This is a genomic window from Brevibacillus fortis (assembly GCF_003013395.1).
In the GTDB taxonomy this organism is placed as follows: Bacteria; Bacillota; Bacilli; order Brevibacillales; family Brevibacillaceae; genus Brevibacillus; species Brevibacillus fortis.
Genome location: NZ_PXZM01000030.1, coordinates 25572 through 50377 on the forward strand (window position 1 = coordinate 25572; position 24806 = coordinate 50377).

At 49.0% G+C, this 24806-nt stretch carries 21 protein-coding genes, 1 riboswitch and 1 other annotated feature; of the genes, 9 read left to right on the forward strand and 12 right to left on the reverse strand.

Translation table 11 applies throughout. The annotated features are described in order from the left end of the window. Nucleotides 1-9: 9 nt before the first annotated feature. Nucleotides 10-750 (forward strand): amino acid ABC transporter ATP-binding protein, encoded by a 741-nt coding sequence (locus tag C7R93_RS18740; protein WP_106840246.1) that lies wholly within the window; start codon nucleotides 10-12, stop codon nucleotides 748-750. A gap of 28 nt (nucleotides 751-778) precedes the next feature. Beyond that, nucleotides 779-1960, forward strand: a complete 1182-nt coding sequence (locus C7R93_RS18745; RefSeq protein WP_106840247.1) for a thiolase family protein — start codon at nucleotides 779-781, stop codon at nucleotides 1958-1960. A 75-nt stretch (nucleotides 1961-2035) separates the two neighbouring features. Here C7R93_RS18745 and C7R93_RS18750 read toward each other — a convergent pair whose 3' ends face one another. The 3 genes from C7R93_RS18750 to C7R93_RS18765 all read right to left on the reverse strand — a co-directional run bounded on the left by C7R93_RS18750 (nucleotide 2036) and on the right by C7R93_RS18765 (nucleotide 5164). Further along, the gene (locus C7R93_RS18750; RefSeq protein WP_106840248.1) at nucleotides 2036-2407 is read right to left on the reverse strand and encodes a hypothetical protein; all 372 of its coding nucleotides are present in this window, start codon (nucleotides 2405-2407) and stop codon (nucleotides 2036-2038) included. 117 nt (nucleotides 2408-2524) lie between these two features. After that, nucleotides 2525-4240: an arginine--tRNA ligase gene (gene argS, locus C7R93_RS18755; RefSeq protein ID WP_106840249.1), complete on the reverse strand. Its 1716-nt coding sequence runs from the start codon at nucleotides 4238-4240 to the stop codon at nucleotides 2525-2527. 48 nt (nucleotides 4241-4288) lie between these two features. After that, nucleotides 4289-4554, reverse strand: a binding site (T-box leader). A gap of 100 nt (nucleotides 4555-4654) precedes the next feature. After that, nucleotides 4655-5164 carry a hypothetical protein gene (locus C7R93_RS18765; protein WP_106840250.1) on the reverse strand — a complete coding sequence of 170 codons (510 nt, stop codon included), beginning with the start codon at nucleotides 5162-5164 and terminating at the stop codon, nucleotides 4655-4657. A 186-nt stretch (nucleotides 5165-5350) separates the two neighbouring features. Here C7R93_RS18765 and C7R93_RS18770 point away from each other — a divergent pair, with 186 nt between their 5' ends. Continuing rightward, nucleotides 5351-5923, forward strand: a complete 573-nt coding sequence (locus C7R93_RS18770; RefSeq protein WP_106840263.1) for a sigma-70 family RNA polymerase sigma factor — start codon at nucleotides 5351-5353, stop codon at nucleotides 5921-5923. Next, nucleotides 5914-8124: a YcdB/YcdC domain-containing protein gene (locus C7R93_RS18775; RefSeq protein WP_106840251.1), complete on the forward strand. Its 2211-nt coding sequence runs from the start codon at nucleotides 5914-5916 to the stop codon at nucleotides 8122-8124. Before C7R93_RS18770 ends, C7R93_RS18775 begins: the two co-directional genes overlap by 10 nt. 67 nt (nucleotides 8125-8191) lie before the next feature. Here C7R93_RS18775 and C7R93_RS18780 read toward each other — a convergent pair whose 3' ends face one another. Further along, a complete protein-coding gene (locus C7R93_RS18780) occupies nucleotides 8192-8299 on the reverse strand; it encodes a YjcZ family sporulation protein (RefSeq protein ID WP_083995026.1) in 108 nt (35 codons plus the stop codon). Nucleotides 8300-8512: 213 nt separating this feature from the next. Further along, nucleotides 8513-8614: riboswitch (SAM riboswitch) on the forward strand. 116 nt (nucleotides 8615-8730) lie between these two features. Here C7R93_RS18780 and metH point away from each other — a divergent pair. Together metH and C7R93_RS18790 are read left to right on the forward strand one after the other, a co-directional pair. Then, nucleotides 8731-12177 (forward strand): methionine synthase, encoded by a 3447-nt coding sequence (gene metH, locus C7R93_RS18785; RefSeq protein WP_106840252.1) that lies wholly within the window; start codon nucleotides 8731-8733, stop codon nucleotides 12175-12177. 33 nt (nucleotides 12178-12210) lie between these two features. Further along, complete coding sequence (locus tag C7R93_RS18790; RefSeq protein WP_106840253.1) at nucleotides 12211-14076, forward strand: bifunctional homocysteine S-methyltransferase/methylenetetrahydrofolate reductase; 1866 nt, start codon at nucleotides 12211-12213, stop codon at nucleotides 14074-14076. 59 nt (nucleotides 14077-14135) lie between these two features. Here the strand turns inward: C7R93_RS18790 and C7R93_RS18795 are convergent, their stop codons facing one another. The 5 genes from C7R93_RS18795 to C7R93_RS18810 all read right to left on the reverse strand — a co-directional run bounded on the left by C7R93_RS18795 (nucleotide 14136) and on the right by C7R93_RS18810 (nucleotide 18672). Continuing rightward, complete coding sequence (locus C7R93_RS18795) at nucleotides 14136-15125, reverse strand: phosphotransferase (protein ID WP_106840254.1); 990 nt, start codon at nucleotides 15123-15125, stop codon at nucleotides 14136-14138. A gap of 73 nt (nucleotides 15126-15198) precedes the next feature. Beyond that, the gene (locus C7R93_RS18800) at nucleotides 15199-15777 is read right to left on the reverse strand and encodes a mismatch-specific DNA-glycosylase (protein ID WP_106840255.1); all 579 of its coding nucleotides are present in this window, start codon (nucleotides 15775-15777) and stop codon (nucleotides 15199-15201) included. A gap of 114 nt (nucleotides 15778-15891) precedes the next feature. Further along, nucleotides 15892-16041, reverse strand: a complete 150-nt coding sequence (locus C7R93_RS30365; protein ID WP_167402480.1) for a hypothetical protein — start codon at nucleotides 16039-16041, stop codon at nucleotides 15892-15894. Nucleotides 16042-16260: 219 nt separating this feature from the next. Continuing rightward, nucleotides 16261-16980, reverse strand: a complete 720-nt coding sequence (locus C7R93_RS18805) for a 3-ketoacyl-ACP reductase (RefSeq protein ID WP_048032431.1) — start codon at nucleotides 16978-16980, stop codon at nucleotides 16261-16263. Nucleotides 16981-17151: 171 nt separating this feature from the next. Continuing rightward, nucleotides 17152-18672: a carboxypeptidase M32 gene (locus C7R93_RS18810; RefSeq protein ID WP_106840256.1), complete on the reverse strand. Its 1521-nt coding sequence runs from the start codon at nucleotides 18670-18672 to the stop codon at nucleotides 17152-17154. 265 nt (nucleotides 18673-18937) lie between these two features. Here C7R93_RS18810 and C7R93_RS18815 point away from each other — a divergent pair, with 265 nt between their 5' ends. Together C7R93_RS18815 and C7R93_RS18820 are read left to right on the forward strand one after the other, a co-directional pair. Continuing rightward, nucleotides 18938-20536 carry a peptide chain release factor 3 gene (locus C7R93_RS18815; protein ID WP_106840257.1) on the forward strand — a complete coding sequence of 533 codons (1599 nt, stop codon included), beginning with the start codon at nucleotides 18938-18940 and terminating at the stop codon, nucleotides 20534-20536. Nucleotides 20537-20607: 71 nt separating this feature from the next. Next, a complete protein-coding gene (locus tag C7R93_RS18820) occupies nucleotides 20608-21204 on the forward strand; it encodes a histidine phosphatase family protein (protein WP_106840258.1) in 597 nt (198 codons plus the stop codon). On the opposite strand, the gene C7R93_RS18825 is transcribed toward C7R93_RS18820, so the two are convergent. From C7R93_RS18825 to C7R93_RS18835, 3 genes are read right to left on the reverse strand one after another with little or no spacing between them, the layout of a single operon-like run. Next, a complete protein-coding gene (locus C7R93_RS18825; protein ID WP_106840259.1) occupies nucleotides 21201-21740 on the reverse strand; it encodes a GNAT family N-acetyltransferase in 540 nt (179 codons plus the stop codon). The two genes, C7R93_RS18820 and C7R93_RS18825, sit on opposite strands and share 4 nt — an antisense overlap. Beyond that, nucleotides 21741-22829: a M24 family metallopeptidase gene (locus C7R93_RS18830; RefSeq protein WP_106840260.1), complete on the reverse strand. Its 1089-nt coding sequence runs from the start codon at nucleotides 22827-22829 to the stop codon at nucleotides 21741-21743. 49 nt (nucleotides 22830-22878) lie between these two features. After that, a complete protein-coding gene (locus C7R93_RS18835) occupies nucleotides 22879-23430 on the reverse strand; it encodes a helix-turn-helix domain-containing protein (RefSeq protein WP_106840261.1) in 552 nt (183 codons plus the stop codon). A gap of 168 nt (nucleotides 23431-23598) precedes the next feature. On the opposite strand from C7R93_RS18835, the gene C7R93_RS18840 reads away from it, so the two are divergent. After that, nucleotides 23599-24747 (forward strand): MFS transporter, encoded by a 1149-nt coding sequence (locus tag C7R93_RS18840; RefSeq protein ID WP_106840262.1) that lies wholly within the window; start codon nucleotides 23599-23601, stop codon nucleotides 24745-24747. Nucleotides 24748-24806 lie beyond the last annotated feature (59 nt).

The following is a 24806-nucleotide window of genomic DNA, read 5'->3' on the forward strand; positions in this document are numbered from 1 at the left end:
GGAAAGACGATGGAAAAGCAAACAGAAATGATACGCGTGCAAAATTTGAAGAAAAGCTTCGGAAAAGTGGAAGTTCTCAAGGATGTTACCCTGCAAGTCGGAAAAGGCGAGGTCGTCGTCTTGATTGGTGCCAGTGGATCGGGTAAAAGCACATTAATTCGATGCATTAATTTTCTTGAAATCAAGGACGGCGGAGAGATCTATATTGAAGGAAAAAGTATCGACCCGAAAAAAGATGACTTGACCAAGGTACGACAAAAGGTAGGCATGGTGTTCCAGCACTTCAATCTGTTTCCTCATAAAACGGTTCTGGAAAACATCATGGAGGCACCGCTGATTGCAAAGAAAGCGGACAAAGAAGCAACGAAGCAGGAAGCACTTCGGCTGCTGCAAAAGGTAGGTCTTTCTGAAAAAGCAGATGTCTACCCGGCTAGCCTCTCCGGTGGACAAAAGCAACGCGTGGCAATCGCTCGTTCGCTGGCGATGAAGCCTGAGATCATGCTTTTCGACGAGCCCACCTCAGCGCTTGACCCAGAACTGGTTGGGGAAGTGCTGGAGACAATGAAGCAGCTCGCGCAAGAAGGGATGACGATGATTATTGTGACGCACGAAATGGGGTTTGCCAAGGAAGTGGCCGATTGGGTTGCGTTTATGAATCAAGGCAAGATCATCGAGATGGCTAGGCCCCAAGAAATTTTCAACAACCCGAAAGAAGAGCGCACGAGAGAATTTTTGAACCGTGTACTGTAATGGCGTAAAAACGAGAGGGAGCTGGGGCATGAGAGACGTGGTCATTGTTGCGGGTGTGCGCAGTGCAGTGGGTGCATTCGGTAAAAGTCTGCGTGACGTACCGGCAACAGAGCTGGGGCGGCAAGTATTGGAAGGCTTGATGAAAAAGGTTGATTTGCCGAAGGAAGAAGTCAATGAAGTGATTTTTGGCAATGGTTACGTACATGGGGGAGGACTCAATGCTGCTCGTATCAGCTCGCAGCTGGCGGGATTTCCTCGCAATGTCTATGGTCATATCGTTATTAAAGCTTGTGGTTCAGGATTGAAAGCGATTGGCAACGGTGCGCTAGCCATTGCAGCAGGTCAAGAGGATGTGGTGATTGCGGGTGGAGTGGAGTCCATGAGCAGTGTTCCCTACCTCGTGAAGAACCGCTGGGGCAGCAAATTCGGCAACTTGTCTATGGAGGACGCTCTCTTGTCCGATGGATTGATCTGCTCGCTGACCGGTGAGCATATGGGTATGACCGCAGAACGGCTGGCTGTACAGTACGGTATTTCCCGTGAGGAGCAGGATCACTATGCCTACGAGAGCCACGTAAGAGCAGCGGCAGCAATCGAAGCGGGCACGTTCGCGAGTGAGATCGTACCGATTGAAATCAAGGATCGCAAAGGCACTCGGGTTTTTGCGCAAGATGAATCCGTGCGCCATGATATCAAGCTAGAAGAGCTAGCCAAGCTGAAAAGTGTTTTTCAAAAAGAAGGGACCATCACTGCCGGAAATGCATGTCCAATGAATGACGGCGCAGCCGCTGTATTGATGATGTCTCGTGAAAAGGCGGAGGAAGCGGGTTTGACTCCGCTCGTGAAAATAAAGGCTTTTGCCAGCGCAGGAGTCGAACCTGACGTGATGGGAATCGGACCAGTACCTGCCACACAAAAGGTACTGCATAAAGCAGGATTGACGCAGGGTGACATTGGGCTCATCGAATTGAACGAGGCATTTGCCGCCCAGGCTTTGTCTGTGATCAAATGCCTGGAGCTGGACACAAGCAAGGTGAATGTCAATGGAGGGGCGATTGCCTTGGGTCACCCTGTGGGGGCAACTGGTGCCAAACTGACTGTGACGTTGATGAATGAAATGATGCGCAGACGCGAGAAGTATGGCATGGTGACGCTGTGCATGGCAGGTGGCATGGGGATGTCAGTGATCTATGAAAATTTGACGATGTAAACTCCACATGCGCAAATGAAAAAGCCCCGAACGTTGATATGTCGGGGCTTTTTGCCATGAAAGCGTGATCGCTTATTAGGGGGCCTTTTGTTCGCGTAAGTATTTTCGCAATGTGGCAGCTACTTCTGTTGGGTTTTCCAGTTGTACAATGACATGCTGATATTTGACATGTCCCTCTACTACTAGGATCAACAACGAATCAGTCTGGGTAAAAGAAAGGAAGTACCATTCATTTCTATGTTGGAAGCTTCCTTCATAAATGTTCAAAGGTCCAAAAGACGTCCCTGGTAAGCGCAACATCCATTTTGGCGGAATAAAAGAACCGACCTCGACATGCTTGATCGATTGATAAGGTAACGTGATAGTGCCCTTTAAGGCTAAGAGCGTATGCAAGCCAGTGAGACGCAAGGTAAAATCCGTCTTGCCGAAATGTACACTTCTTCCCATCGTTGCTCACCTCCTTCATCTACCATAGTTCCACAGATGATTGATGATGACACAGGACAATCAAAAAAGCCGGTGCTTCCCCATAAGCGGAGTGCAACCGGCTTTTCGTATTCTTTCTTACATCTCTTCTGGTGCCGCCAGACCGAGCAGACGCAGACCTTCCTTCAGCACAGCAACGACTGCTGCTACGAGCTGGAGTCGGGATGCTTTCAAATCTTCCTCATCAGCCAGGATGCGTACATTCGCATAGAACTTGTTGAACGTTTGCGCCAGGTCAATCACATACTTGCCGATTTGCGACGGATCGAAGTTGTCGGCAGCACGTTCGATTACCTCTGGGAACGCGTTCAATAGGGTAATAACGGCCCAAGCCTCTTTGCTGTCGAGTGCACCGGAAGCCAGGTTCATTGTCGTTGCAGGCTGATAGCCACCTCTGCGCAAGAGCGAGCATGCACGCGCATGTGCGTATTGCACGTATGGTCCTGTTTCCCCTTCGAAGGTCAGCATTTCTTCCCAGGAGAAGTTGACATCATTCAGGCGGAAGTTTTTCAAGTCATGGAAAATAACTGCGCCAACCCCGACTTGACGAGAGACTTCTTCTTTATTGGACAGCGTTGGGTTTTTCTCTTCGATAACTTTTTGGACATCCGAAATGGCTTGTGCTAACACTTCTTCCAAGAGAACGACTTTCCCTTTACGCGTGGACATTTTCTTGCCGTCCTTGAGCATCATGCCGAATGGGATGTGGTGCATATCTGCGGACCACGCATAGCCCATTTTTTCCAACACTTTATAGAGCTGCTGGAAGTGGAGTCGTTGCTCGTTTCCAACGACATAGAGTGCTTTTGCAAAATCGTACGATTCGTTGCGGAAGAGGGCAGCAGCCAAATCACGCGTGGCGTACAGGGTAGCGCCGTCTGATTTTTTGATCAGGCATGGCGGCATATTGTATTCGTCGAGGTTCACGACCATCGCACCGTCGGATTCAGTCAAGAGACCTTTTTCCTCGAGCAGCGTAACAACGCGATCCATTTTGTCGTTGTAGAATGCTTCACCGTGGGTGGAGTCGAAGGCTACGTTCATCAGGTCGTAGATCTTCATGAATTCCTTGAGAGATTCATCACGGAACCATTTCCACAAATACTGTGCTTCTTCGTCGCCATCCTCGAGCTTTTTGAACCATTCACGGCCTTGGTCTTCCAGAGTAGGATCGTTCTCGACTTCTTCGTGGAAACGGACATAGAGGCTGAGCAGCTCCTTGATCGGTTCTGCTTTTACCTTTGCTTCGTCACCCCAGAGGCGATACGCAACGATCAGTTTACCGAACTGCGTTCCCCAGTCACCCAAGTGATTGATGCGCACTGGCTCGTAGCCTTGCTTTTCCATGATGTTGGCGATCGCGTTACCGATAACGGTAGAGCGCAGGTGACCCATGGAAAACGGCTTCGCGATATTAGGGGAGGAGAGGTCAATTGGTACTTTGCGTCCTTGACCGATGCTGCTGTTTCCGTATGTGCTGCCTTGGGTAAGAATGGTTCCGATTACTTGCTCTGCCACATTTTCTTGGTCCAGGAACAGGTTCACGTACGGACCCACTGCTTGTGATTCGCGCAAGGGTGCACCGGAGAGCTGTCCTGCCAGCTCAGCTGCGATCATCGGTGGAGCTTTGCGCAATGCTTTTGCCAATTGGAAGCAAGGGAAAGCAACATCGCCCATCGCAGGGTTTGGTGGTGTTTCCAGCATGCCGTATACGGCTTCTTTGGTCAGTGTGTCTACGCCCATCGAGGAGAGCGTAGCGGTAATCTTTTCAGCGACTTGGTGTTTGTAGCTCATTTGAAAATTCCCCTTTCAAAAATAAAAAAACCTCCACGTCTCCTGTGAAAAAGAGACGAGAGGTTATACTCCCGCGGTGCCACTCTTGTTGTTTTTCCCTCCCATGAAACAGGAAGGCAAAAAACCGCTTGATCTGCTGTAACGGGCAGTCCCGGCATAGCCCTACACGATCCTTTGCCCATGATGGCTGGCGTAGGATGTTCAGGTTGCATCTCCGAGGGGCGCTTCCTCACATGGTTTGGCATCGGGCTCACACCGTCCCCGACTCGCTTTCGTCCTCGCACCAGGAGTACTTTCCTCATCAACGATTCGTTGTTTCTCTAGAATTATAGCTGTTTTGTCTGTCAGGATGCAACTCACTGTTCCGGTTTTTTTTCCGGAGCGCATAAAAACATTCCACTAAAACGCGGTCGCTCACCCTTGAAAGGGCCTCGATAAAGGTTTTTTTAAAATCTTATCTAATTCCGCGAAATACTGCTTGGTCAGTTCTTCTCTTTCTTCCGCGCTGAGGTTATCCGCGTTCATCATTTGCTCTTTGTACTGTTCCAGCTTTTCGAGCATGGCCAGCTCGGCAACAGCGGCCTCGTCCAGATCGAAATTTTCCGATGGATCGAACGGAATCAATCGATTGTCGTTACCACTGCGCAAGTAGGAGGAGCGCCAGTTCTCCGGAAACTGATACGGCTGCTCGCCAAACATAATCCCTAAAATATCGTCGGATTCAATCGGCAGGAAATGATCGTAATCGTCTTTTCTGCCTCCTTCGGATAAGTTAATGTGGGACAAAAAATAGTGGAGATAATGTTCCCCGGTTTCGGTATTCTTAACGATGGAATATGTTTCAAAATCGGATGTGGATAGTTCTTTTATGATCTCCAAACAGGACAGAAATTTGTCTTTTTCACGTGCTTGCAAGGCATCCATGATTGTATCGTTCCTTTCGCTCTACAATAAGCCTCATGATAGCAAAAGCAGTGTGCTCTGACAATGAAAGTGGGGCAACCGAGTGTAGCAGGGGGACGATGAATAAAAGATTTGGATAATCTTGTCACAAAAACGAGCCAGCTGGATCAAATACATATCAACACGGAACAAGGAGGTGAACAGCGCGTGAATGCAAGTGCCAAAAGTAGCGATGCGGACTGGACACTTCAATTGACTAACGAGGAGAAGCTGACGAGACTCATGGGCGAGTACGGAGACAACATCGTGCAGCTCGCTTATTTGATCGTCAAGGATCGGGGAATCGCGGAAGACATTACCCAGGAAGTGTTCTTAAAAGCGTATCGGGGTCTGGATCAGTTCCGCCATCAGAGTAGCGTAAAAACGTGGCTTTACCGAATCGCAATCAACGAGTCCCGCAAATATTTGCGCTCGTGGTCCTTTCGCCAAATTTTTTCTACATACCTCTCCAAAGAGGAAACACCACCGGAAAAAGTAGACACGGCAAATGTTGAATCGGCAGTTATCGGACGAATGAGCAAGGTACAAGTAGCGGAGCAGGTGATGAAGCTCTCGCCGCTGTACCGAAAAGTCATGGTACTTCATTACTATGAAGATTTGTCGATAAAAGAGATTGCACAAGTGTTGGATATTTCAGAAGATACCGTACGAACCCAATTGTCCCGGGCCCGAAAGCATTTTAAGGCATTGTGTGAAAAGGAGGGATTGGAATGGACGTAGATAAGCAAATTCGTGAAGCGGTACAGAGTGCAAGTGAGGAATCGGTGGAGGAAGTGAGATTTACAAAAGAGATGGAATCGCGGATCAGAGGTGCGATTGCACAGAATAAACACAAGAATCGAAACAGATTATTTATGGCTGGATCGCTGGCTGCGTGCTTGGCGGTAACAGCCGTGGGCTTGCATCAGCAAGGCTGGTTCCCACAGATGCCGAGTGGAAAAAATATAACGAATGCGGTCGCAACAACTACAACGAATAAAAAGAATACAGAGGCAAATCAGAACAGCGTAAAGGTGTCGCCGGAAGAGGCTGTTTTACCATTGAAAAAGACGATCCCAGCCTTGAGCAAGATGACAATAAGAGTGGATCGTACAAGCTATGGATTCAGTGAACTAACTTTACTGGAAGGCGATACTGAGCGTGCCAATGTTGCTTATGATATACAGACAGGACAAATTGAGAGCTTTACAATGATCGGTGATCGGACAGAACAGAAGGATGCGAAATTGCCATCAGCCAAGTCTGCGGAGAATGCAGCAAAAGCATTTCTTCAAGTTTTCTTGGGAGAGGAAAGCAAGTCCTATCAGCACATCGAGACTCAGATCTATACCGACGAGCACATGGTAAAAGGCCCATGGATGAGCGTGAATTATCAACGTATGGAAAACGGCCAGCCAGTTCCGTTCGACGTATTGTCGGTTGGAATTGACCAACGTGAGCAAGTCGCGTTTTTCGGGCGATTGAACAAGAGTGAACAAGATTTTTTCACCAAGCTGACAGATGCCGTGCCCGATTTGAACCCGTCCCTTCTTCTTTTGGATAAAGAAAAGAACCACGATGGCATGTTAGTAATCTTGGGGAAAATGAACAAGGAGGGGCATCAGGTTTCTCTTGTGATCTATGGAAAAGGTCAAGCACTGGAATCGTATATGCTTCTGTATAGGGATGAAAAGGAAGCAGCAAGCCGGAAAGAAGCAGAAGGAGCAAAAGCCTTGGAGCAAGAGCGACAGTTTCTGAACAAACTGCTCGGGGCTGATAGCGAGAACTATCGGTTGTTGGACGGTAACAATCCAGGATTGTACCTGCGATACTATAACGGACTGCCTGTGTTGTCTGATGAAATAAGCATAGTAACAACTGACTCTGGCCACGTCCAATATTTCAGGAAGGAGCCCGTACCATTCGAGCCGTCACGATACCCAGATGTATCGACTGCTGTGTCAGAAGAGGTAGCCATCCAAGAGCTGAGTGAGCATATGAAGCTTCGATACGTGCAGAATCCGAGAATACGGCCAGAATCAAAACAAGGAGAGAAGTGGCAGCCCATTCTGGAGTACACGCCAGCTGTTTCCTTCATGCAACGAGGACGTGAAGATGGTACGGAGTGGCATATCGACGCGACCAGTGGCAAGATTGTGTATGGAACGGGAGATAACGGGCTTGCCTATGATCAGCTGAATACGAAGAAAGCACATCCGATCGAATCTCCGAAAGAATACGTCAAGGTTCGCTCCAAGGATGAGGCAAAAGCACTGCTGCAAGCGGAGTTCGGCGTACAGGTAGAAGGCTTGACCTACAGAGAGAGTGTACGTGAGCGCGATGGACGCAAGGAATACGTCTGGTATGATAAAAATGACAAGTATATCGGCGTAGAAGTTATTGCAGAAACAGGCAGTGTCGTCGGGCTGGGAACACCGCGTTCCGATACAGCAGTGACAGTCAAACGCCAGCAAGCGGAAGAGGCTGCATTCGGCTTTCTGCATAAATACGTCGATCCAGGTGTAAAAGAAGTGCAATTGGCACAAGTTATACAGCCAGGCGAAGCGAATCCTGTGTCAACGGGCGAATGGGAATTCAGATTTTTCATGAGCAAGGATGGCATTCCTGTACAGGATCGCGAGCAAAAAGCGGCTTATTCGGTAACGGTCGATCCGTCTACGGGCAAAGTGACAAAGTTTGATAACTATAGAGAGACGCACGAGTTGGTGGAGCTTCCAGCATCCGACAAGATCATCTCGAAAGACAAGGCTGTTGAGGAGTATTTACGCGTCATGCCTTTGAAGCTGGTCTATTTGATGAAAGATGTGGATGGGCAAAAATTACCTCAACCAAAGCTGGCGTATGTGCCGTGGAGTGAGGAAAAGCTTGCGAACAAATTTATGGCCCTTGATGCCGTGACAGGCAAAATCATCGTCGACTAACAAGAAAAAAAGGCTATCCCGCAGCCATTCCTGATGGCTTTTGGGATAGCCTTTTTTAAACTCTTATCTAACAGTCGTCACACGAACACCCGATAATTACCAACAGGATAAACAGCACGAGCACGATTGCGAAGCAGTCACCGAAGAAACCGTTACCGCAGTAAGATGTACTCATCTTTGTTTCCCCTCCTTTCCGTTATACTCCAGTCTATACACGAATGCCGATATTGGACTGGGCGGATGCCCAGCTTAGGCAAAATTGGGCGCGAAAGAGAAGAGGTGCAGTAAAAAATAGACAATTCACAATTGACGGGGAGACAAGAGGGGTGTTAAGATACTTGCAAACATTCAAGACATTTCGTAAAACAACTTAATGACAAGTGTACGACTCTTATCCAGAGAGGCAGAGGGACTGGCCTGATGAAGCCTCGGCAACCGGTAAAAATCCGGTGCCAATTCCAGCAAAGCTACGTGCTTTGAAAGATAAGAGGATGTCTCAGGCGTTTTCGTATCTGCTGACAAATCCTCTTCTTTCAAAGAAGAGGATTTTTTTTTTACCCAACTATAGAAGAATAAGCCGATGCAAGGGAGAAAAGGGGCACGTCAATGAAACCAACTTTTCGCGAACAGCTTTCCCGGAAAATTCTGATTCTGGACGGTGCAATGGGCACCATGCTTCAACAGGCGAATCTGACTGCTGATGATTTCGGTGGTGAGGCCTATGATGGCTGCAATGAACTTCTGAACTTGACCAGACCAGATGTGATCCGTTCGATTCACGAGAAATATTTGGAGGCGGGCGCAGACATTGTCGAGACCAATACGTTTGGTGCTGCTTCCATCGTTTTGGCCGAGTACGATGTGGCTGAGAAAGATCTTGAGATTAATATAGCGGCTGCCCGCTTGGCCAGAGAAGCGGTGGATGTCTATTCCACAGAGGAGTGGCCGCGTTTTGTAGCAGGGGCGATGGGACCTACGACCAAAACCCTTGCGTTGACAGGTGGCGTCACTTTCGAAGAACTGGTAGAGGCGTATTATCGCCAGGCAAAAGGTCTGATTCTCGGGGGCTCCGATGTTCTTCTTTTGGAAACCTCGCAAGATACGTTGAACGTCAAAGCTGGCGGAATCGGGATTCGCAAAGCTTTTGCAGAGCTTGGACAGGAGCTCCCGGTGATGCTGTCAGGTACGATTGAGCCGATGGGCACGACACTGGCAGGCCAAAACATCGAGGCGTTTTACATCTCCTTGGAGCATATCAAGCCAGTCTCCATTGGTCTGAACTGTGCGACAGGTCCAGAGTTCATGCGTGATCACCTGCGGACGTTGTCAGGAATTGCTCAATGTGCAGTCAGTTGTTATCCGAACGCAGGCTTACCCGACGAGAATGGTCATTACCATGAAACGCCACAAGGATTGGCCTCGAAAATACGGGCGTTCGCTGAACAGGGCTGGATTAACGTCGCTGGCGGTTGCTGCGGAACAACACCTGACCATATTCAAGCGATGGCAGAAGCGTTGAAAGACTGCCAGCCGCGCGGCGCAGCTGTAGAACCGCTGAGTGCGGTCTCCGGGATTGAAGTCGTTTACGTCGAAGATGACAATCGTCCTCTGCTAGTAGGGGAAAGGACCAATGTCATCGGTTCCAAAAAATTCCGTGATCTGATTGCAGCTGGTCACTATGAAGAAGCATCTGATATTGCCCGGGCCCAAGTGAAGCGCGGCGCACATGTCATCGATATATGCTTGGCTGACCCTGATCGTGATGAATACGAAGATATGGAAAAATTCCTACAGTTCATTGTGAAAAAAGTAAAGGCACCCCTCATGATCGACTCGACAGATGCCAAAGTCATGGAGCTGGGACTGCGCTATTCGCAAGGGAAGGCCATTCTCAACTCGATCAACCTGGAAGACGGGTTGGAGCGCTTTGAGGAAGTGGTGCCGCTTATTCACAAATTCGGTGCCGCGGTTGTCGTCGGAACGATCGAGGAAGCGGGTATGGCTGTCACGCGCGAGAAGAAGCTGGAGGTCGCGCAGCGCTCGTACGACATTCTCGTCAACCAGTACGGCGTGAAGCCACAGGATATTATTTTCGACCCACTCGTCTTTCCAGTAGGGACTGGGGATGAACAATACATCGGCTCTGCAAAAGAGACCGTAGAAGGAATTCGCTTAATTAAACAAGCCATGCCAGCGTGCAAGACGATTTTAGGTGTGAGCAATGTGTCCTTCGGCTTGCCTGCTGCGGGTAGGGAAGTGCTGAATGCGGTCTTCTTGTACCACACGACTCTCGCAGGGCTTGATTACGCCATCGTCAACACGGAAAAGCTGGAGCGCTACGCTTCGATTCCAGAAGGCGAGAGAAAGCTGGCAGAAGCCCTTCTATTCGAGACAACGGATGAGACATTGGCAGCCTTCACCGAATTTTATCGCCAAAAGAAAAAGGAAGTCAGTGTGGAAGTCTCCTCGCTAACTCTCGAAGAACGTTTGGCCCGATATGTAGTCGAAGGCTCCAAGGATGGTCTGGTGGAAGACCTGAAGCTGGCTTTGGATAAATACACACCGCTCGAGATCATCAACGGTCCGTTGATGGCTGGGATGGAAGAGGTAGGGCGCCTGTTCAACGGCAACCAGCTGATCGTGGCAGAAGTATTGCAGAGCGCGGAAGTCATGAAGGCATCCGTATCGTTTCTGGAGCCATTCATGGAAAAAAACGATGTTGCCGCGAAAGGAAAAATCTTGCTAGCGACCGTCAAAGGCGATGTGCACGACATCGGAAAAAACCTCGTGGAAATTATTTTGTCAAACAACGGCTACAATGTCGTTAACCTGGGGATCAAGGTACCGCCAGAGCAACTGATTGCCGCATGCAGAGAAGAAAAGCCAGATGCCATCGGTCTGTCTGGACTATTGGTAAAATCCGCGCAGCAAATGGTTATTACTGCACAAGACCTGCGTGTTGCTGGCATCGATGTTCCGATGATGGTTGGTGGTGCAGCGCTGACGCGCAAGTTCACATCGAACCGGATCGCACCAGAATACCGCGGAATTGTTTTATACGCAAAGGATGCCATGGATGGCTTGGATCTCGTGAATCGTCTGCAAAATCCGGAAGAACGTGATCGCTTGGTAGAGGAACAGCAGCATTTGCTGGAAGCAGTCGCAACGGCTCAGCCTGTTGTCGAGGAGAAAAAAGTAACTTTGCCAGCTCGCTCAGCCATCAGCAGAACCGTTCCGATCCATCTGCCGCCAGATTGTGATCGACATGTCCTGCGACAATACCCGATCAGCCACCTGCAGCCGTATTTGAACCTACGGATGCTCCTCGGAAAGCATCTCGGTGTTCGCGGAAATGTAGATAGAATGATAGAGGCTGGCGACGAAAAGGTACTGGAACTGTACGGCATTGTGGAAGAGCTATTAAATGAAGCGAAGGAAAAAGGAACCATTACGACACACGGTGTGTATCAGTTCTTCCCGGCCCAGTCAGACGGTAACGATATTTTGATCTATGATCCAAAAGACCACAGCAAGCTGTTGGAGCGCTTTTCGTTCCCGCGTCAGCTGGAAGAACCATATCTCTGCCTGTCCGACTTCCTGCGACCAGTGGAGAGCAAGGAAATGGATTATGTCGGATTCCTGACCGTAACGGCTGGGGGAGGGATTCGCGAAAAATCTACAGAGCTAAAAGAGCGTGGTGACTACTTGCGCTCTCACGTACTCCAAGCCATGGCATTGGAGCTGGCAGAGGCATTTGCTGAGCGAATTCATCACGTCATGCGCGACGTGTGGGGCATACCGGATCCGGTTGAGATGACGATGCTCGAGCGCTTCGGTGCCAGATATCAGGGCATTCGTGTATCCTTCGGTTACCCTGCTTGCCCGAACCTGGAGGATCAGGCGCAGTTGTTCCGTCTGTTGCGTCCAGAGGATATCGGCGTTCAGTTGACAGAGGGCTTCATGATGGAACCAGAAGCTTCCGTATCGGCGATGGTATTTGCTCACCCAGAAGCGCGTTATTTCAATGCAGGTCCATCTATTTTTGAGGTCTAATAGATAAATGAAAATGGGAGAGAAGGGATTGAGTTGACGACGAGCAAGAAAGATTTACGAGCCTATTTGAAAGACCATCTGCTAGTCGGAGATGGAGCGATGGCGACCCAGCTGCACGGGCTGGGCGTCCCGGTTGGCGTCAGCTTTGAGGAGCTGTGTTTGTCCAACCCGCGTTTGGTGCATGACGTTCATACGTCCTACTATCAGGCCGGTGCACGTTTCCTGGAGACAAATACGTATTCTGCCAACCGAGATGCGTTGAGCCGTTACGGTTTGGAGCATAAGGTAGCGCGGATTAACCGACTCGCAGTCGCCATTGCTCGGGAAGCCGCACAGGATGATGCTTATGTAGCTGGGAGCATCGGATCGATATTGGCTGGACGGGTGAAGAAAAAGGTTTTGGATGAATACCGTGACCAGTATGAGGAACAGGCCATTGCGCTGTTGCATGCGGGGGTAGACGGACTGATTCTGGAGACGTTTCTGGACTTGGAGGAGCTGCTTCTGGCGATCGAAGTCATCCGTCCGCTCACAGATGTACCTGTCATCGCCCAGTTAGCCACTTTGGAAGTAGGGCGCACACGTGATGGCTACGCGTTGACTGATGCTTTTTCCGAGCTGAAAGCTGCAGGCGCTGACGTGATTGGACTAAACTGCCGCCTTGGTCCCGCTGAATTACTTCGTTCGTTTGAAAATACAGTGATTCCAGAAGATGCACTTTTATCGGTATTTCCGAATGCGGGGCGTCTGGGAATGACGGACGGAGAATACGCTTTTAAATCATCTCCTGAATATTTTGGACAGAGTGCGCTTCGCTTGCGTGAGCAGGGAGTACGGTTGATTGGCGGATGCTGCGGAACCACACCTGCACACGTGAAGGCGATTGCGGATGCACTGGAGTCACTTGAGCCGCAAGCGCGTGTGAACCCGACCAACGTAGCAGGAGATCGTCCTTCGATTTCTGTGCAGAACACGAGGGAGAGGGAGAAACCGAGCATTGTCGAGCGCGTAAAAACAGCAACGACAATCATTGTCGAGTTTGATCCGCCGCGAGATCTGGATGCAGACCAGTTTCTCCACGGTTGCTGCGAGCTGCACAAAGCAGGAGCGGACGCTATTACGTTGGCGGATAACTCGCTGGCAACAGTGCGGATGAGCAACATGGCTCTCGGGGCACTCATGAAGGGCAGACATGGAATCGATCCGCTCTTGCACATTGCTTGCCGGGACCGCAATCTGATTGGGCAGCAATCGCATTTAATGGGGCTGCATGCTTTGGGGATCGACCAAATATTGGTGATTACTGGCGATCCATCGCGCTTTGGTGACTTGCCAGGTGCCAGCTCGGTATTTGATGTGACCTCGTTTGATCTGATTCGCATGGTGAAGCAGTTGAACGAGGGTGTTTCGTTCTCAGGACGTCCGTTAAAGCAAAAAGCTCAGTTCATCGTGGGCGCAGCCTTTAATCCGAATGTCAGAAATATGGATGCTGCCGTTGCCCGCTTGGAAAAGAAGGTCGAGGCAGGCGCGGATTACATTATGACGCAGCCTGTGTACGATGCAGAGTCCATTCGAAATGTGTACGAGGCGACGAAGCATATCGGCATTCCTGTCTTTATCGGGATCATGCCGCTGACCAGCTCACGCAATGCGGAGTTCCTGCATAATGAAGTGCCGGGAATCAAGCTGTCGGCAGAAGCGCTGGAACGCATGAAAAAGGTACAGGGAGAGGCCGCCCGACAGGAAGGAATCGCAATCGCGAAGGAATTGGTCGATACGGCCGTTAGTTACTTCAATGGCATCTATCTGATTACACCTTTCAATTATTACGAGATGGCGGCAGACCTCATTCAATATACGCGCCAGCAAAGCTCATTGGTGAAGCAGGCACAGCCGTAAAGGTATTCGCGAGTCAAATATGGAAGGCCCATGTGTATAGACAGGCTATAGCCTTGTGTCTAAGATACGTGGGCCTTCAGTTCGTCTAACATAAAGGCGGTCTTGAGTGCTTCCCTATTGCAAAACTGTTGAATCTCAGCAAGGCTCATCTGGGCATACAGCTTCTTGCGTAAAAAACGTTCAATGATATGCGGGAAAGCGAGATCGACAAAGAGCAAATGCAGCTGCTCAATCGATAGTGGATTTTCTTGGAGATAGCCACTCAATATATGAGAGAACAATTCCTCGTTCCACTGATCTTTTTTTCGCATAGCAAGGGATAGAATACGCGCAATGTCTTTGGACGGAAAATCGTAGCGAACGTCCTCCCAGTCAATGATCGCAATTCTTTGATTACTGACGAGCAAATTCCCATTGTTAAAATCTCCGTGACAGAGAAAGTGGTTGGTCAGTGGTTCCTTTTTCCATTTCGAGAAGTATGGAGAGGATAGCAAATGTTCCTTGGCTGTCATCCCCGCTTTTTTAAAAAAAGGAAGGTATTCCGCGATGGCAGCGTATTTTTGATCATTCTTTCCAGCATGTCGGAGCTCCCACTTATCAAGGGCAGCTAAGTCTGTCTTGTACTCCTCGGACCATGTTTCTGCGCCGTTGTATTGTTTGCCATGCTTGGAGGAAAAACCGAGAGAATTCGCATGAAATTTGCCTAATACCATGCCGACTCGTTCCATTCGAATAGGGGAGTTGTACGCAATATTTGGCCAGGATAGCCTTTGGTGGAGAACGAAAAGCTTTTCTTTATGGGTTATGTAACGCTTATTATTCTTGGTACGTTGAACGTCGGGGATGAGTACGCCGTTTTTGCGCAAATGCGCTTCTGCATTCAGCATGAAATGTAAACGTTCCTTTTGTGGAGGAAAAGCTTTTCCGATGAATTTGCCAGTGGTTGTTTCCAAGTAAATGACGAGAGATTTGGATGTATCCCGAATGGTTTTGTGATGCAGAACAGTCGTGTCGTATTTGTTCTGGATTTTTTTGATGAGGTCGTCCACTGCTGATGCCCCTCCTTGCGTACAGAGCTACAAGTATTGTACGGAAGAAGAGGAGTGGTTGACACTGAAGGATCTACATAGCAGGCGAGGGAAGAGGGTGCCAATTCATCTCGCGCAAAAAATGACTGAGCTCAGAAAACTTGGCGATCCGTTCCTCGCGTGTAAAAGATGCGTTAGCCCCACTGGTAGACGGCACGACAAACACATAGCTGCCAGACCAATCTTCTGTCCCAAAGTACCTGATTGGCTGCAGCCCCAGTGAAATGGCTTCTTTTTTTTGTCGGGTCGCGTGACGAAAAGCAGTAATTCCGTTAAAACAAATAACACGAGGCCGGTAGGTCTGGATCATTTGAACGAACAGCTCTGCCCCTTCGGCATAATCCTCGTTACGCAGGTCTGTTGCGGAGCGGGTAGGACGTGAGACGAGATCGGTAATGCCATAGTTGTAGTTCAAGAGGGTAGCGGTTTCCTCGGGCAACAGCTTGTGAGGTGTCAGGCCTCCTTCGTACAATCCGCGCCAAAACAGGTTGGCTGGATTGGCGTAGTGGAAACCCGTCGTAGCCGATATACGTCCTGGATTGATACCGCAAAATAAGACCGCCAAATCGCGGCGAATGTATGTGGGCAACCATTTTTCTGTGAACTCGACCAAAGCGAACCCCTCCTGTTTACCACATTGTAGCACATCAGTGAGCGCTTTCAGAAAGGATCAAAAAAAGCTGCCAGATTCGGCAGCTTCAAGTTATATTGGATCAAGTAATGGATCTTATAATTGGGGATGCGGATACGGCAGCACTTGCTGTGGCTCATTGAAGGCGAATTGCTCCAATTCATTCCGGACGTATCTTTTCGTCTCGAATGGAACGACTTCTTGTTCTTCATTACCCCACAACCAATTCGACAGCATTTGTATCATAAGAATACCCTCCACTTTGTGGAAATGTTTTACATGTTCATCATACTCCTGTTGAGGGCATTTTTGGTTGGGTAGGTGTGAATAAGGCGTGAAGAAATCGTGGATAGAACGTGAACAAAAAGGAAGCGATTTCACAGGGCAAATCCTTTCCCAAAGAAAAAAGCGAAAAGTAGTCCGCCTGTACCAACGGACTCTGTTCGCTTTTTTGCTGTGTCATTTCTATGGATTGGTGGACCACAGTCCAGCGGATTTCACAAAGATGCGTTTGTTCAGCTTCAGCTGGCTGACTACGAACTCAGCAATATCCTCAGGCTGCATGGTCTTTTCAGGATTTCCATCGGTCAGTCCCAAGTCAATTGCCATATCGGTTGCTACTGTGCTAGGAGTAAGCGCCGTTACGCGAATGTTGTGTTTGCGCACTTCGAGAGCCAACGATTCAGTCAGACCAAGAACACCAAACTTGGATGCACTATACGCACTGGTGACAGGAGCCCCTTTTTGTCCAGCAGTGGAGGAGATGTTGATAATGTCACCGGAGTTTTGGTCAATCATGCCAGGGAGTACTGCGCGAGTCACGTAGTACACACCCATCAAATTGACTTGGATGATTTGTTCCCATTCGCTCGTTTCCAGCTCCAGGAATTTACCGAATTTAGCGACGCCTGCATTGTTGAGCAGGATATCAATTTGACCCAGTTCATTTTTGATAGAGGTAACGGCTGTCGTGACATCATCGTAGTTGGAAACGTCTGCTGTCGCAATCGCTACCTTCACGCCGTATGCTTCTACTTCCTTGGCTACTTGCTTCAAGTTTTCCTCTGAGCGAGCCAAGAGGCCAAGATTCACGCCTTCTTTTGCCAAAGCAATGGCAGTAGCACGACCAATGCCTTTGCCTGCTCCTGTAATGATTGCTGTTTTACCTTTTAGATCGATAGCCAATCGATAACACTCCTTTTTCAAGACAATAGGAATCTCATGTATAGTGTGCAGTGTACTAGCATTTATCCGAGGGGGGAAGGATGCACTTTTATGTACGTAGGTTACAAAAAGTAACTAGCAAATGTTGTCCCAAGAAGGAGGGAGAACATTTGCTAGCAAGGGTAGAAATGCTTACAGCTTGTATACGTCTGTATATTTTTTCTCGAGGTAATTCATCAAGTAAGCCGCATTTGTGCCTTCGCCTGTAATCGCTTGAACGAGTTCACGAGGACTTTTCATTTTACCGTATTGATGAATTTTTTCCTTGAGCCACTCACGGATCGGGGCGAAATCGCCTTTTGCGATCAACTCTTCGTAGCCGCTGATCTCACTCTCCATAACGTGGACGAATTGTGCCGCATACACATTACCCAGCGAGTAAGTAGGGAAGTAGCCGATCATTCCGCCTGACCAGTGTACATCCTGAAGGACACCAAGCGCATCTGTCGGTGGCTCGACACCTAGGTATTCTTTCATTTTTTCGTTCCAGATTTTCGGCAGATCAGCCACTTGAATAGTTTGATTGATCAAGCCTTTCTCGATTTCGTAGCGGATCATAACATGCAGATTGTACGTCAACTCATCTGCTTCTGTCCGGATAAAGGAAGGAGTAACAGCGTTGACCGCACGATGCAGATCTTCTACAGACACGCCTTCGAATTGGGTAGGGAATGCTTTTTGCAAGTCAGCGAAAAAGTGATCCCAGAATGGCAGACTGCGTCCGACCATGTTTTCCCAGTAGCGGGATTGGGATTCGTGAATCCCCATGGAGGTACCATCGCACAGAGGTGTGAACAGCAGGTCTGGATTGATGTTCTGCTCGTACATCGCGTGGCCAGCCTCGTGAATACAACTGAAGAGCGCGGAATTGAAATCATTTTCGTCATAGCGCGTCGTAATGCGAACATCACCCGGATTGAAGGTCGTGCAGAACGGATGTGCACTGCGATCCATGCGACCAGCCTTGAAGTCGTACCCGATTTTTTCTAGGATGAAGCGACTGAAGGCTTCTTGGTCAGCCACTGGGAAGTTTTTCGTCAAGAACGATGTGTCCGGCTTGTTCGGGGAGTCGGCAATCGCTTGTACCAGCTTGACGGTTTTCTCGCGCAGGGTGGCGAAAATCGGATCGAGCTGATCGACAGTCATGCCAGGCTCATACATGTCCAAGAGGGTGTTGTACTTGTTTTTGCCGTCATGACCCCAATACTCGATGAACTCGAGCTGGAAGTTCACGATTTTCTCCAGGTACGGCTGGAACAGGGAAAAGTCGTTGTTGGCACGGGCTTCTTCCCACACCGTTTCTGCTTTGGCGGTCAATACGACGTACTCCTGATGCCTGTCAGCAGGAATTTTCTTGTTGCGGTCAAATTCTTTTTTGCACTCAAGCACACTGTGACGCGTAATTTCATCCAATGTTTCGAGAACAGATGGCTCACTTAGCTCCGCCAATAGCGCTTCCATTTCTTTAGATGTCGCCAGCTTGAATTGTTCGCCTGCCAATGTCCCGATGATTTCGGAACGGGCATCCATTCCATTGCGAGGTGCTTGTGTAGCCTTGTCCCAATAAAGAACGCTCAGTGCTTGCGAGTAGCTGGTTATTTTCTTCACATAGTCACGGAATTCGGCCGCACGTGTTTCGACAGTCGTTGACATAGGGTTCCTCCTATAGGTTTGTCATATCCTGGTAATCAATATGTAAATCATGCAGTCAAAAAATTTTTACTACTGAATATTATAACGTTTATTAGGAAACTTGGCTATGCAAAGCCTTTGGCGTGGCCTTACACGATCATCCATGAAATAATTATTTTGGCCGATCGTACATGAAAAATTACGAGGTGGAAGCGACAAGCATTTGTCGGTATAATCGTAGAGGAAACGAAAGTGGTTACTTATTTGCGATGACAGGAGAATGAAGATGAGTCAATCCAATCCCCAATGGGAAAATGAGATAGCAAAACGCCGTACCTTCGCCATCATCTCCCACCCGGATGCGGGTAAAACGACAATGACCGAAAAGCTGCTCTACTACGGCGGAGCCATCCGTGAAGCAGGGGTGGTCAAAGGGCGCAAAAATTCCAAGCACGCTACCTCCGACTGGATGGAGATCGAGAAAAAGCGTGGAATCTCCGTTACGTCCAGTGCAATGGATTTCGAATACAACGGGCACCATATCAACATTTTGGATACACCTGGTCACCAGGACTTCAGTGAAGATACGTACCGTACGCTGACGGCTGCTGATGCTGCTGTGATGATTATCGACGTAGCAAAAGGGGTAGAGGCACAGACGATCAAACTGTTCAAGGTCTGTCGGATGCGGGGTATTCCGATCTTTACGTTCGTAAACAAGCTGGACCGTCACGGAAAAGATCCATTCGAGCTCTTGGAAGAAATTGAGCGCGTATTGGGTATTCGTTCTTATCCGATGAACTGGCCGATTGGGATGGGTAGCTACTTCAGCGGCGTATTTGACCGCATGAAGTCTCGTGTCGAGCTGTATCAAAGCAATACACAGCACGAGGAAATCTCCTTTTTCCCTGTAGAGGGAGCAGAAGATTCATTGATTGGGGATCGTGTCGGTCAAGAACTGTGGCAGCAATTGCAGGACGAAATTTCCCTGCTGGATGTTGCAGGAGATGAATACGATCCTGAACTGATCAACCAGGGGCAACTGACGCCTGTTTTCTTCGGTAGTGCCATCAATAACTTCGGTGTACAAACATTCCTGGACAACTTCCTGCAAATGGCGCCAGCACCTTCTGCGAAGAAGAGTACAGAAGGCTTGATCGATCCATATACGAACGCGTTCTCCGGCTTCATCTTCAAAATCCAAGCCAATATGAATCCGGCTCACCGAGATCGCATCGCTTTCTTGCGTATTTGCTCCGGCAAGTTTGAGCGGGGGATGGCCGTCAAGCACGTCCGTCTTGGCAAAGACATCAAATTGGCACAGCCTGTACAGTTTATGGCACAGGACCGTGAAATAGTCGACGAATCGTTCGCTGGAGATGTCATCGGTCTTTTTGACCCGGGTATTTTCCAGATCGGGGATACACTCTGTGTCGGAAAATCATTTGAGTACGAAGAAATGCCGCACTTCTCGCCAGAGTTTTTCTCCAAGGTGATGGTGAAGGACGCGATGAAGCACAAGCAATTCCAAAAAGGGATCATGCAGTTGACCGAGGAAGGAACGGTACAGTTGTTCCGTACACATCCGATGGAAGAGCTGATTCTTGGCGTAGTAGGCGTGCTGCAATTCGAGGTACTGGAATACCGATTGAAAGCCGAGTACGGGGTAGACATCATGCTGACTCGTATGCCGTATCAAATCGCTCGCTGGCTCGAAGGGGAGAAAGCAGACCTCGATGCTGTAAAGAATAGAACCGTGTCTGACCGTTATGGCCGTCCGGTTATGCTGTTTGAGAGCGAGTACCAGCTGCGTGTAGCGATGGATAAGTACTCGAATATCAAGTTCCATGAGAGTTCTCTTGGTTTGAAAACCGTCCATTCTTAATTAAAAAAGGAAATGCAGGGCCTCCCGATTACGGTGAGGCCCTCTTTATCCCCTCATGAGGAGGCAATACAATGCAAATTTTGTTAATTAGGCACGGACAATCCGAAGCTGACATTTTGAATGTACATGAAGGTAAGGCAGATTTTCCTTTGACAGATGAAGGGCGCAAGCAGGCACGGCGCATGGCAGCGCGCGTTTTGGAGCAGTTTCCTCCAGACTTTATTTGGGCGAGCACACTCAAGCGAGCCAGTGAGACCGCTTCTATTTTGGCTGACACAGTAGGTTGTCCCGTTCAGTACATACCCGAGCTGCAAGAGCACAATAATGGAGACCTGGCAGGCAAGCCCTTAGAGGAAGTCCCATTTCCTTGGGGAATCTTGCCGCACGAAAGGCTGGGCGGAGATGGCGAGAGCAAGATCGAATTCCGCGCACGCGGGGAGCAAATCTACTCCGCGATCAGACATCTGAGCACTTCCTATAAAAGAATTGCGATTGTTTCCCACGGCGGCATGATTTCCAGAATCATCGAAAGCTACTTGCAACTGCCTGTCTTGCACGACATTTATTTTGGCACAGGCGACACAGGCATCCACTTGTTGGAGTATAACGAATACGGACGTCTGATCCATTTCACCAATTCCACGACTCACTTGGACAGCATGGACTAGAACTCGATGGCAAAAAACGTGAGCTCCTTCGCATCATTTGGAAGGGTAATCACCCCTTTTTCTTGCAGACCGATTTTCTTCAGGAGCTTGGCAGAAGATGCATTATCAGGGTTGGTAATAGCTACAATGCGCTTTAAGCCGACAACTTCTTTTCCGTGGGCAAGAACGGCAGAGGCTGCCTCATACGCGTAGCCTTTGCCCCAATATGCGGGCAGATAGGCAAAGCCGATATCGACATCTTCCAATGAATCTCTTTTGATCAGTCCACATAAGCCGATCGGAACATTTCCTTCCTTCAACTCTGCCAAATACAGACCAAAGCCATGACTCTCGTACATCCCGACAGCACCATTCAAAATATAGTTGCGGGCGTCTTCTGTCGTACGAAGATTACGATCGCCAATAAATCGAATCCAAGAAGGTTCATTCATCAGTTTCAAAACAAAATCAGCGTCTTCGGCAGTTTGCCAGCGGAGGATGAGGCGATCTGTTTCCAGCACTTTCAAAGGAACGACACCAACCTTTTCTTTTATCATTTATCCGATGATTTGTAACTCTTTGGGAAAAGACGTCAATACTTCTACGCCATCCTTCGTGACGAGCACATTGTCCTCAATGCGGATGCCACCGATCTTCGTGTTGTAAATGCCCGGCTCAATCGTGAAGACCATGCCTGGGATGAGTTCTCCTGCTGCCTGGCTGTGAACATACGGGGCTTCATGAAGCTCCAATCCGATCCCATGCCCTACCCGATTGATGAAAAATTCCCCATAGCCTCTATCCGCAATGACCGCTCGTGCTGCTAGGTCAACATCTGCGATCGGAGTCCCTGGTCGAACGGCCTGTATCCCGGCCAGATTCGCTTGCAAGACCATATCGTACATATCTAGCAATTCTGCACCCAGTTGACCGACAACAAAAGTACGAGTTAGGTCTGATACATAGCCATCGACATAGACCCCTGCGTCAATCAACAAAACCTCTCCCGCCTGAATCACTCGATCACCTGGGTCTCCATGGGGCAGTGCTGCTCTTTCTCCAACCAGCACAATCGTGGAAAAGGATGGGCCTTGGGCTTTTAGCTTCTTCATCTGGTATTCCAGCTCTGCGACGACGTCCAATTCCGTCATCCCTACGGAAATCAGAGGGAGCGTACGGCGTAGAGATTCCTCCATCACCCAAATCGCACGCTTGATCGTAGCGATTTCCGTTTCATCTTTAGCCACGCGTATACTACACAGTAATTCTCCGACATCCACTGCTTCTGTAGCGTGCACCATCGATATGAGTGCCTCATACGTTTTCGCTGTCAAATGATTCTTCTCCACACCAAGATGGGAGAGGGGAGTTGGCAGCAATTGCTGAAGCACGGTTAGTGCATCCTGTGAATCGTTATAGGTATAAATCGGGATGCCAGGACATGCCACCCGTGCTTTCTCACCGTCCAGCAGTGGAACGAAGAGGAAGGGGGATTGGCCTCTCACCAAAACGAGACCCATAAAGCGTTCATGTGGCTCCGACAAAAATCCGGTAAAATAGTACACGTTTTTGGGATGCGTTATAATCAATGCGTCCAGTTTCCTGCTTTCCATATACGCGTGCAGCTTTTCCAGTCTTTCTTGCATCCAGATCACCCTTTTTTATTGGTAGACAATGCTGAGGGGACTCGTTGAGTTAGCTTCTAAAAATGACAGGCGTCAAAACGGACAGGATCTCGGCTTCTTCATCAGCGGAAGGATTGTACCACGTATGAAGGAGGGAGGAAGGGAAGTGGATCGTGTCTCCTTGTTCGAGATGGTATTCCGTTCCGTCGACGACGATGGTGACACATCCTTTTACGACGTAGTAAAACTCTTCACCGGGATGCTGAAAGGCGACATGCTTCATCTGTCCGGGTGGCAACACGTTGAGGAGGGGCTCAAGCGCCCTATCGGGGAAATTCCCGCCGATTCGAACGTACTTCATAGGTGACCCTTCAATCTGTAACGTTTGACGCTTTTCAATGGGCGTGTGGTACGTGACATCTTCTTTTACTTCAAAGAAGTACGTAATGGGGACACCTAGGCATTCAGCAATTTTTTGCAGAGAGGTAATAGCGAGCGAACTGTTGCCACGCTCTACTTGTGATAAGAAACTGACGGAGAATCCTGATTTCTCACTTAAGTCTTTTAAAGTAAGCTCTTGCTGCACACGTAACGCACGTATTTTTTTGTAAATGTGCTCCAATGAGTCACCTCCTGCTCAAACAATTACGGTATTACAATAAATATTACGGTAATACAAAAATAATCGCTACATTTATTCTGAATGTTCCCTCTTCTTTTATTATCCTACTTGTACAATTCCCTTCATATACTGGGACAAAGACAGGCCGTTAGAGAGGAAGGGAATGCTTTGAGGGCTCTCCTGTTAGTAGTTTTGTTTCTTGTTGCCTTTGACATGCACGCGCAGACGCCTCTTCTTGCGCCGTATTTAAACGTATTGGGTGTATCCGCTGCGATGATCGGCTTCGTACTCGGCGGGTATGCGATCAGTAATTTGACGGGCAACCTGATCGCCGGGCCTTTTCTCGATCGCTTTCCGAAAAAATGGTTTATCGCAGGTGGTTTGATTTTGGCTGGAGTGATGCTGATTGGTCAAGGCATCGTGCAAAATACTGCGGGCTTTTTTACCTTTCGGCTGATGCTTGGGTTTTTGATGGCGTTTGTATCTCCTGCTTGTTCTGCCTTGCTCGGAGAAACTGGGAAGACGGCACTTGAGCAGGGTGAAATCATGGGGAAAAAAGGATTGGTCCTTACCTCGGCAGGTATCGTATCCCCGGCAGTCGGTAGCTTTTTGGCGGTGCAGTTCGGTTATGGTCAATCATTCGTGATTCTCGGCTACATGATGATCATTGCTGGCGTTTTCGCTTGGATGATGTTGCCGGACAGAGTAGAGGGAAGCACGCCGTCCGCGCCACGGATGAAAGGGGGAGGAAAGCAGAGCCTTACCGCCATCCTGGAAAATCGACTGCTGTACCCAGCGTTTCTTGGGGGATTTGCGATCATTTACGCCCAGGGAACGATCATCTATGAAGTGCCCTTGCTCATCCAAAGACAAGGACTGTCCCCGGCAGTCACCGGCATATTGTTCAGCTTGAAAGGATTGGGGGCACTTGCGATTCTGTTGCAGTTTTGGCTGCATCGCGTCCCAGTAGAGACGAGAACGTTTGCTGGACTGGGCGTACTTAGCCTTCTTTTGTACGCCCTGGCAATCGGGCTGGCTATTCCGATTCACGTCATGATGTTTTTCTTCGGTGCGTGCTTTGGTATGCTGTTCCCAGCTTTTGCGACGATTTTGACGGTCCATTCACCCCGCGAGCTGTACGGGAGCGTGTTTAGTATTTACTCAGCGGTGTTGTCGATCGGAGCGGTATTGAGCCCAGTATTGGCAGGCTTGCTGGGGAATTGGCACCATTCCTACTTCATTGCGTTTTTTGTAACAGCGGGCGTGTGTCTGATCGGGGGACTGCATCGCTTCTTGTTAAGCGGGGTTCCAAGATAAAACTGCAAGACGGATAGAAGAAGGACGTTCTGCTTCGTAGTGAACTGTTACCCGTTAGA

Excerpts from the sequence above, each read along its gene's own strand:
- C7R93_RS18740 (WP_106840246.1), top strand. The coding sequence starts at position 10 with ATGGAAAAGCAAACAGAAATGATACGCGTGCAAAATTTGAAGAAAAGC.
- C7R93_RS18745 (WP_106840247.1), top strand. The coding sequence starts at position 779 with ATGAGAGACGTGGTCATTGTTGCGGGTGTGCGCAGTGCAGTGGGTGCA.
- C7R93_RS18750 (WP_106840248.1), bottom strand. The coding sequence starts at position 2,407 with ATGGGAAGAAGTGTACATTTCGGCAAGACGGATTTTACCTTGCGTCTC.
- argS (WP_106840249.1), bottom strand. The coding sequence starts at position 4,240 with ATGAGCTACAAACACCAAGTCGCTGAAAAGATTACCGCTACGCTCTCC.
- C7R93_RS18765 (WP_106840250.1), bottom strand. The coding sequence starts at position 5,164 with ATGGATGCCTTGCAAGCACGTGAAAAAGACAAATTTCTGTCCTGTTTG.
- C7R93_RS18775 (WP_106840251.1), top strand. The coding sequence starts at position 5,914 with ATGGACGTAGATAAGCAAATTCGTGAAGCGGTACAGAGTGCAAGTGAG.
- C7R93_RS18780 (WP_083995026.1), bottom strand. The coding sequence starts at position 8,299 with ATGAGTACATCTTACTGCGGTAACGGTTTCTTCGGTGACTGCTTCGCA.
- metH (WP_106840252.1), top strand. The coding sequence starts at position 8,731 with ATGAAACCAACTTTTCGCGAACAGCTTTCCCGGAAAATTCTGATTCTG.
- C7R93_RS30365 (WP_167402480.1), bottom strand. The coding sequence starts at position 16,041 with ATGATACAAATGCTGTCGAATTGGTTGTGGGGTAATGAAGAACAAGAA.
- C7R93_RS18810 (WP_106840256.1), bottom strand. The coding sequence starts at position 18,672 with ATGTCAACGACTGTCGAAACACGTGCGGCCGAATTCCGTGACTATGTG.
- C7R93_RS18815 (WP_106840257.1), top strand. The coding sequence starts at position 18,938 with ATGAGTCAATCCAATCCCCAATGGGAAAATGAGATAGCAAAACGCCGT.
- C7R93_RS18820 (WP_106840258.1), top strand. The coding sequence starts at position 20,608 with ATGCAAATTTTGTTAATTAGGCACGGACAATCCGAAGCTGACATTTTG.
- C7R93_RS18825 (WP_106840259.1), bottom strand. The coding sequence starts at position 21,740 with ATGATAAAAGAAAAGGTTGGTGTCGTTCCTTTGAAAGTGCTGGAAACA.
- C7R93_RS18830 (WP_106840260.1), bottom strand. The coding sequence starts at position 22,829 with ATGCAAGAAAGACTGGAAAAGCTGCACGCGTATATGGAAAGCAGGAAA.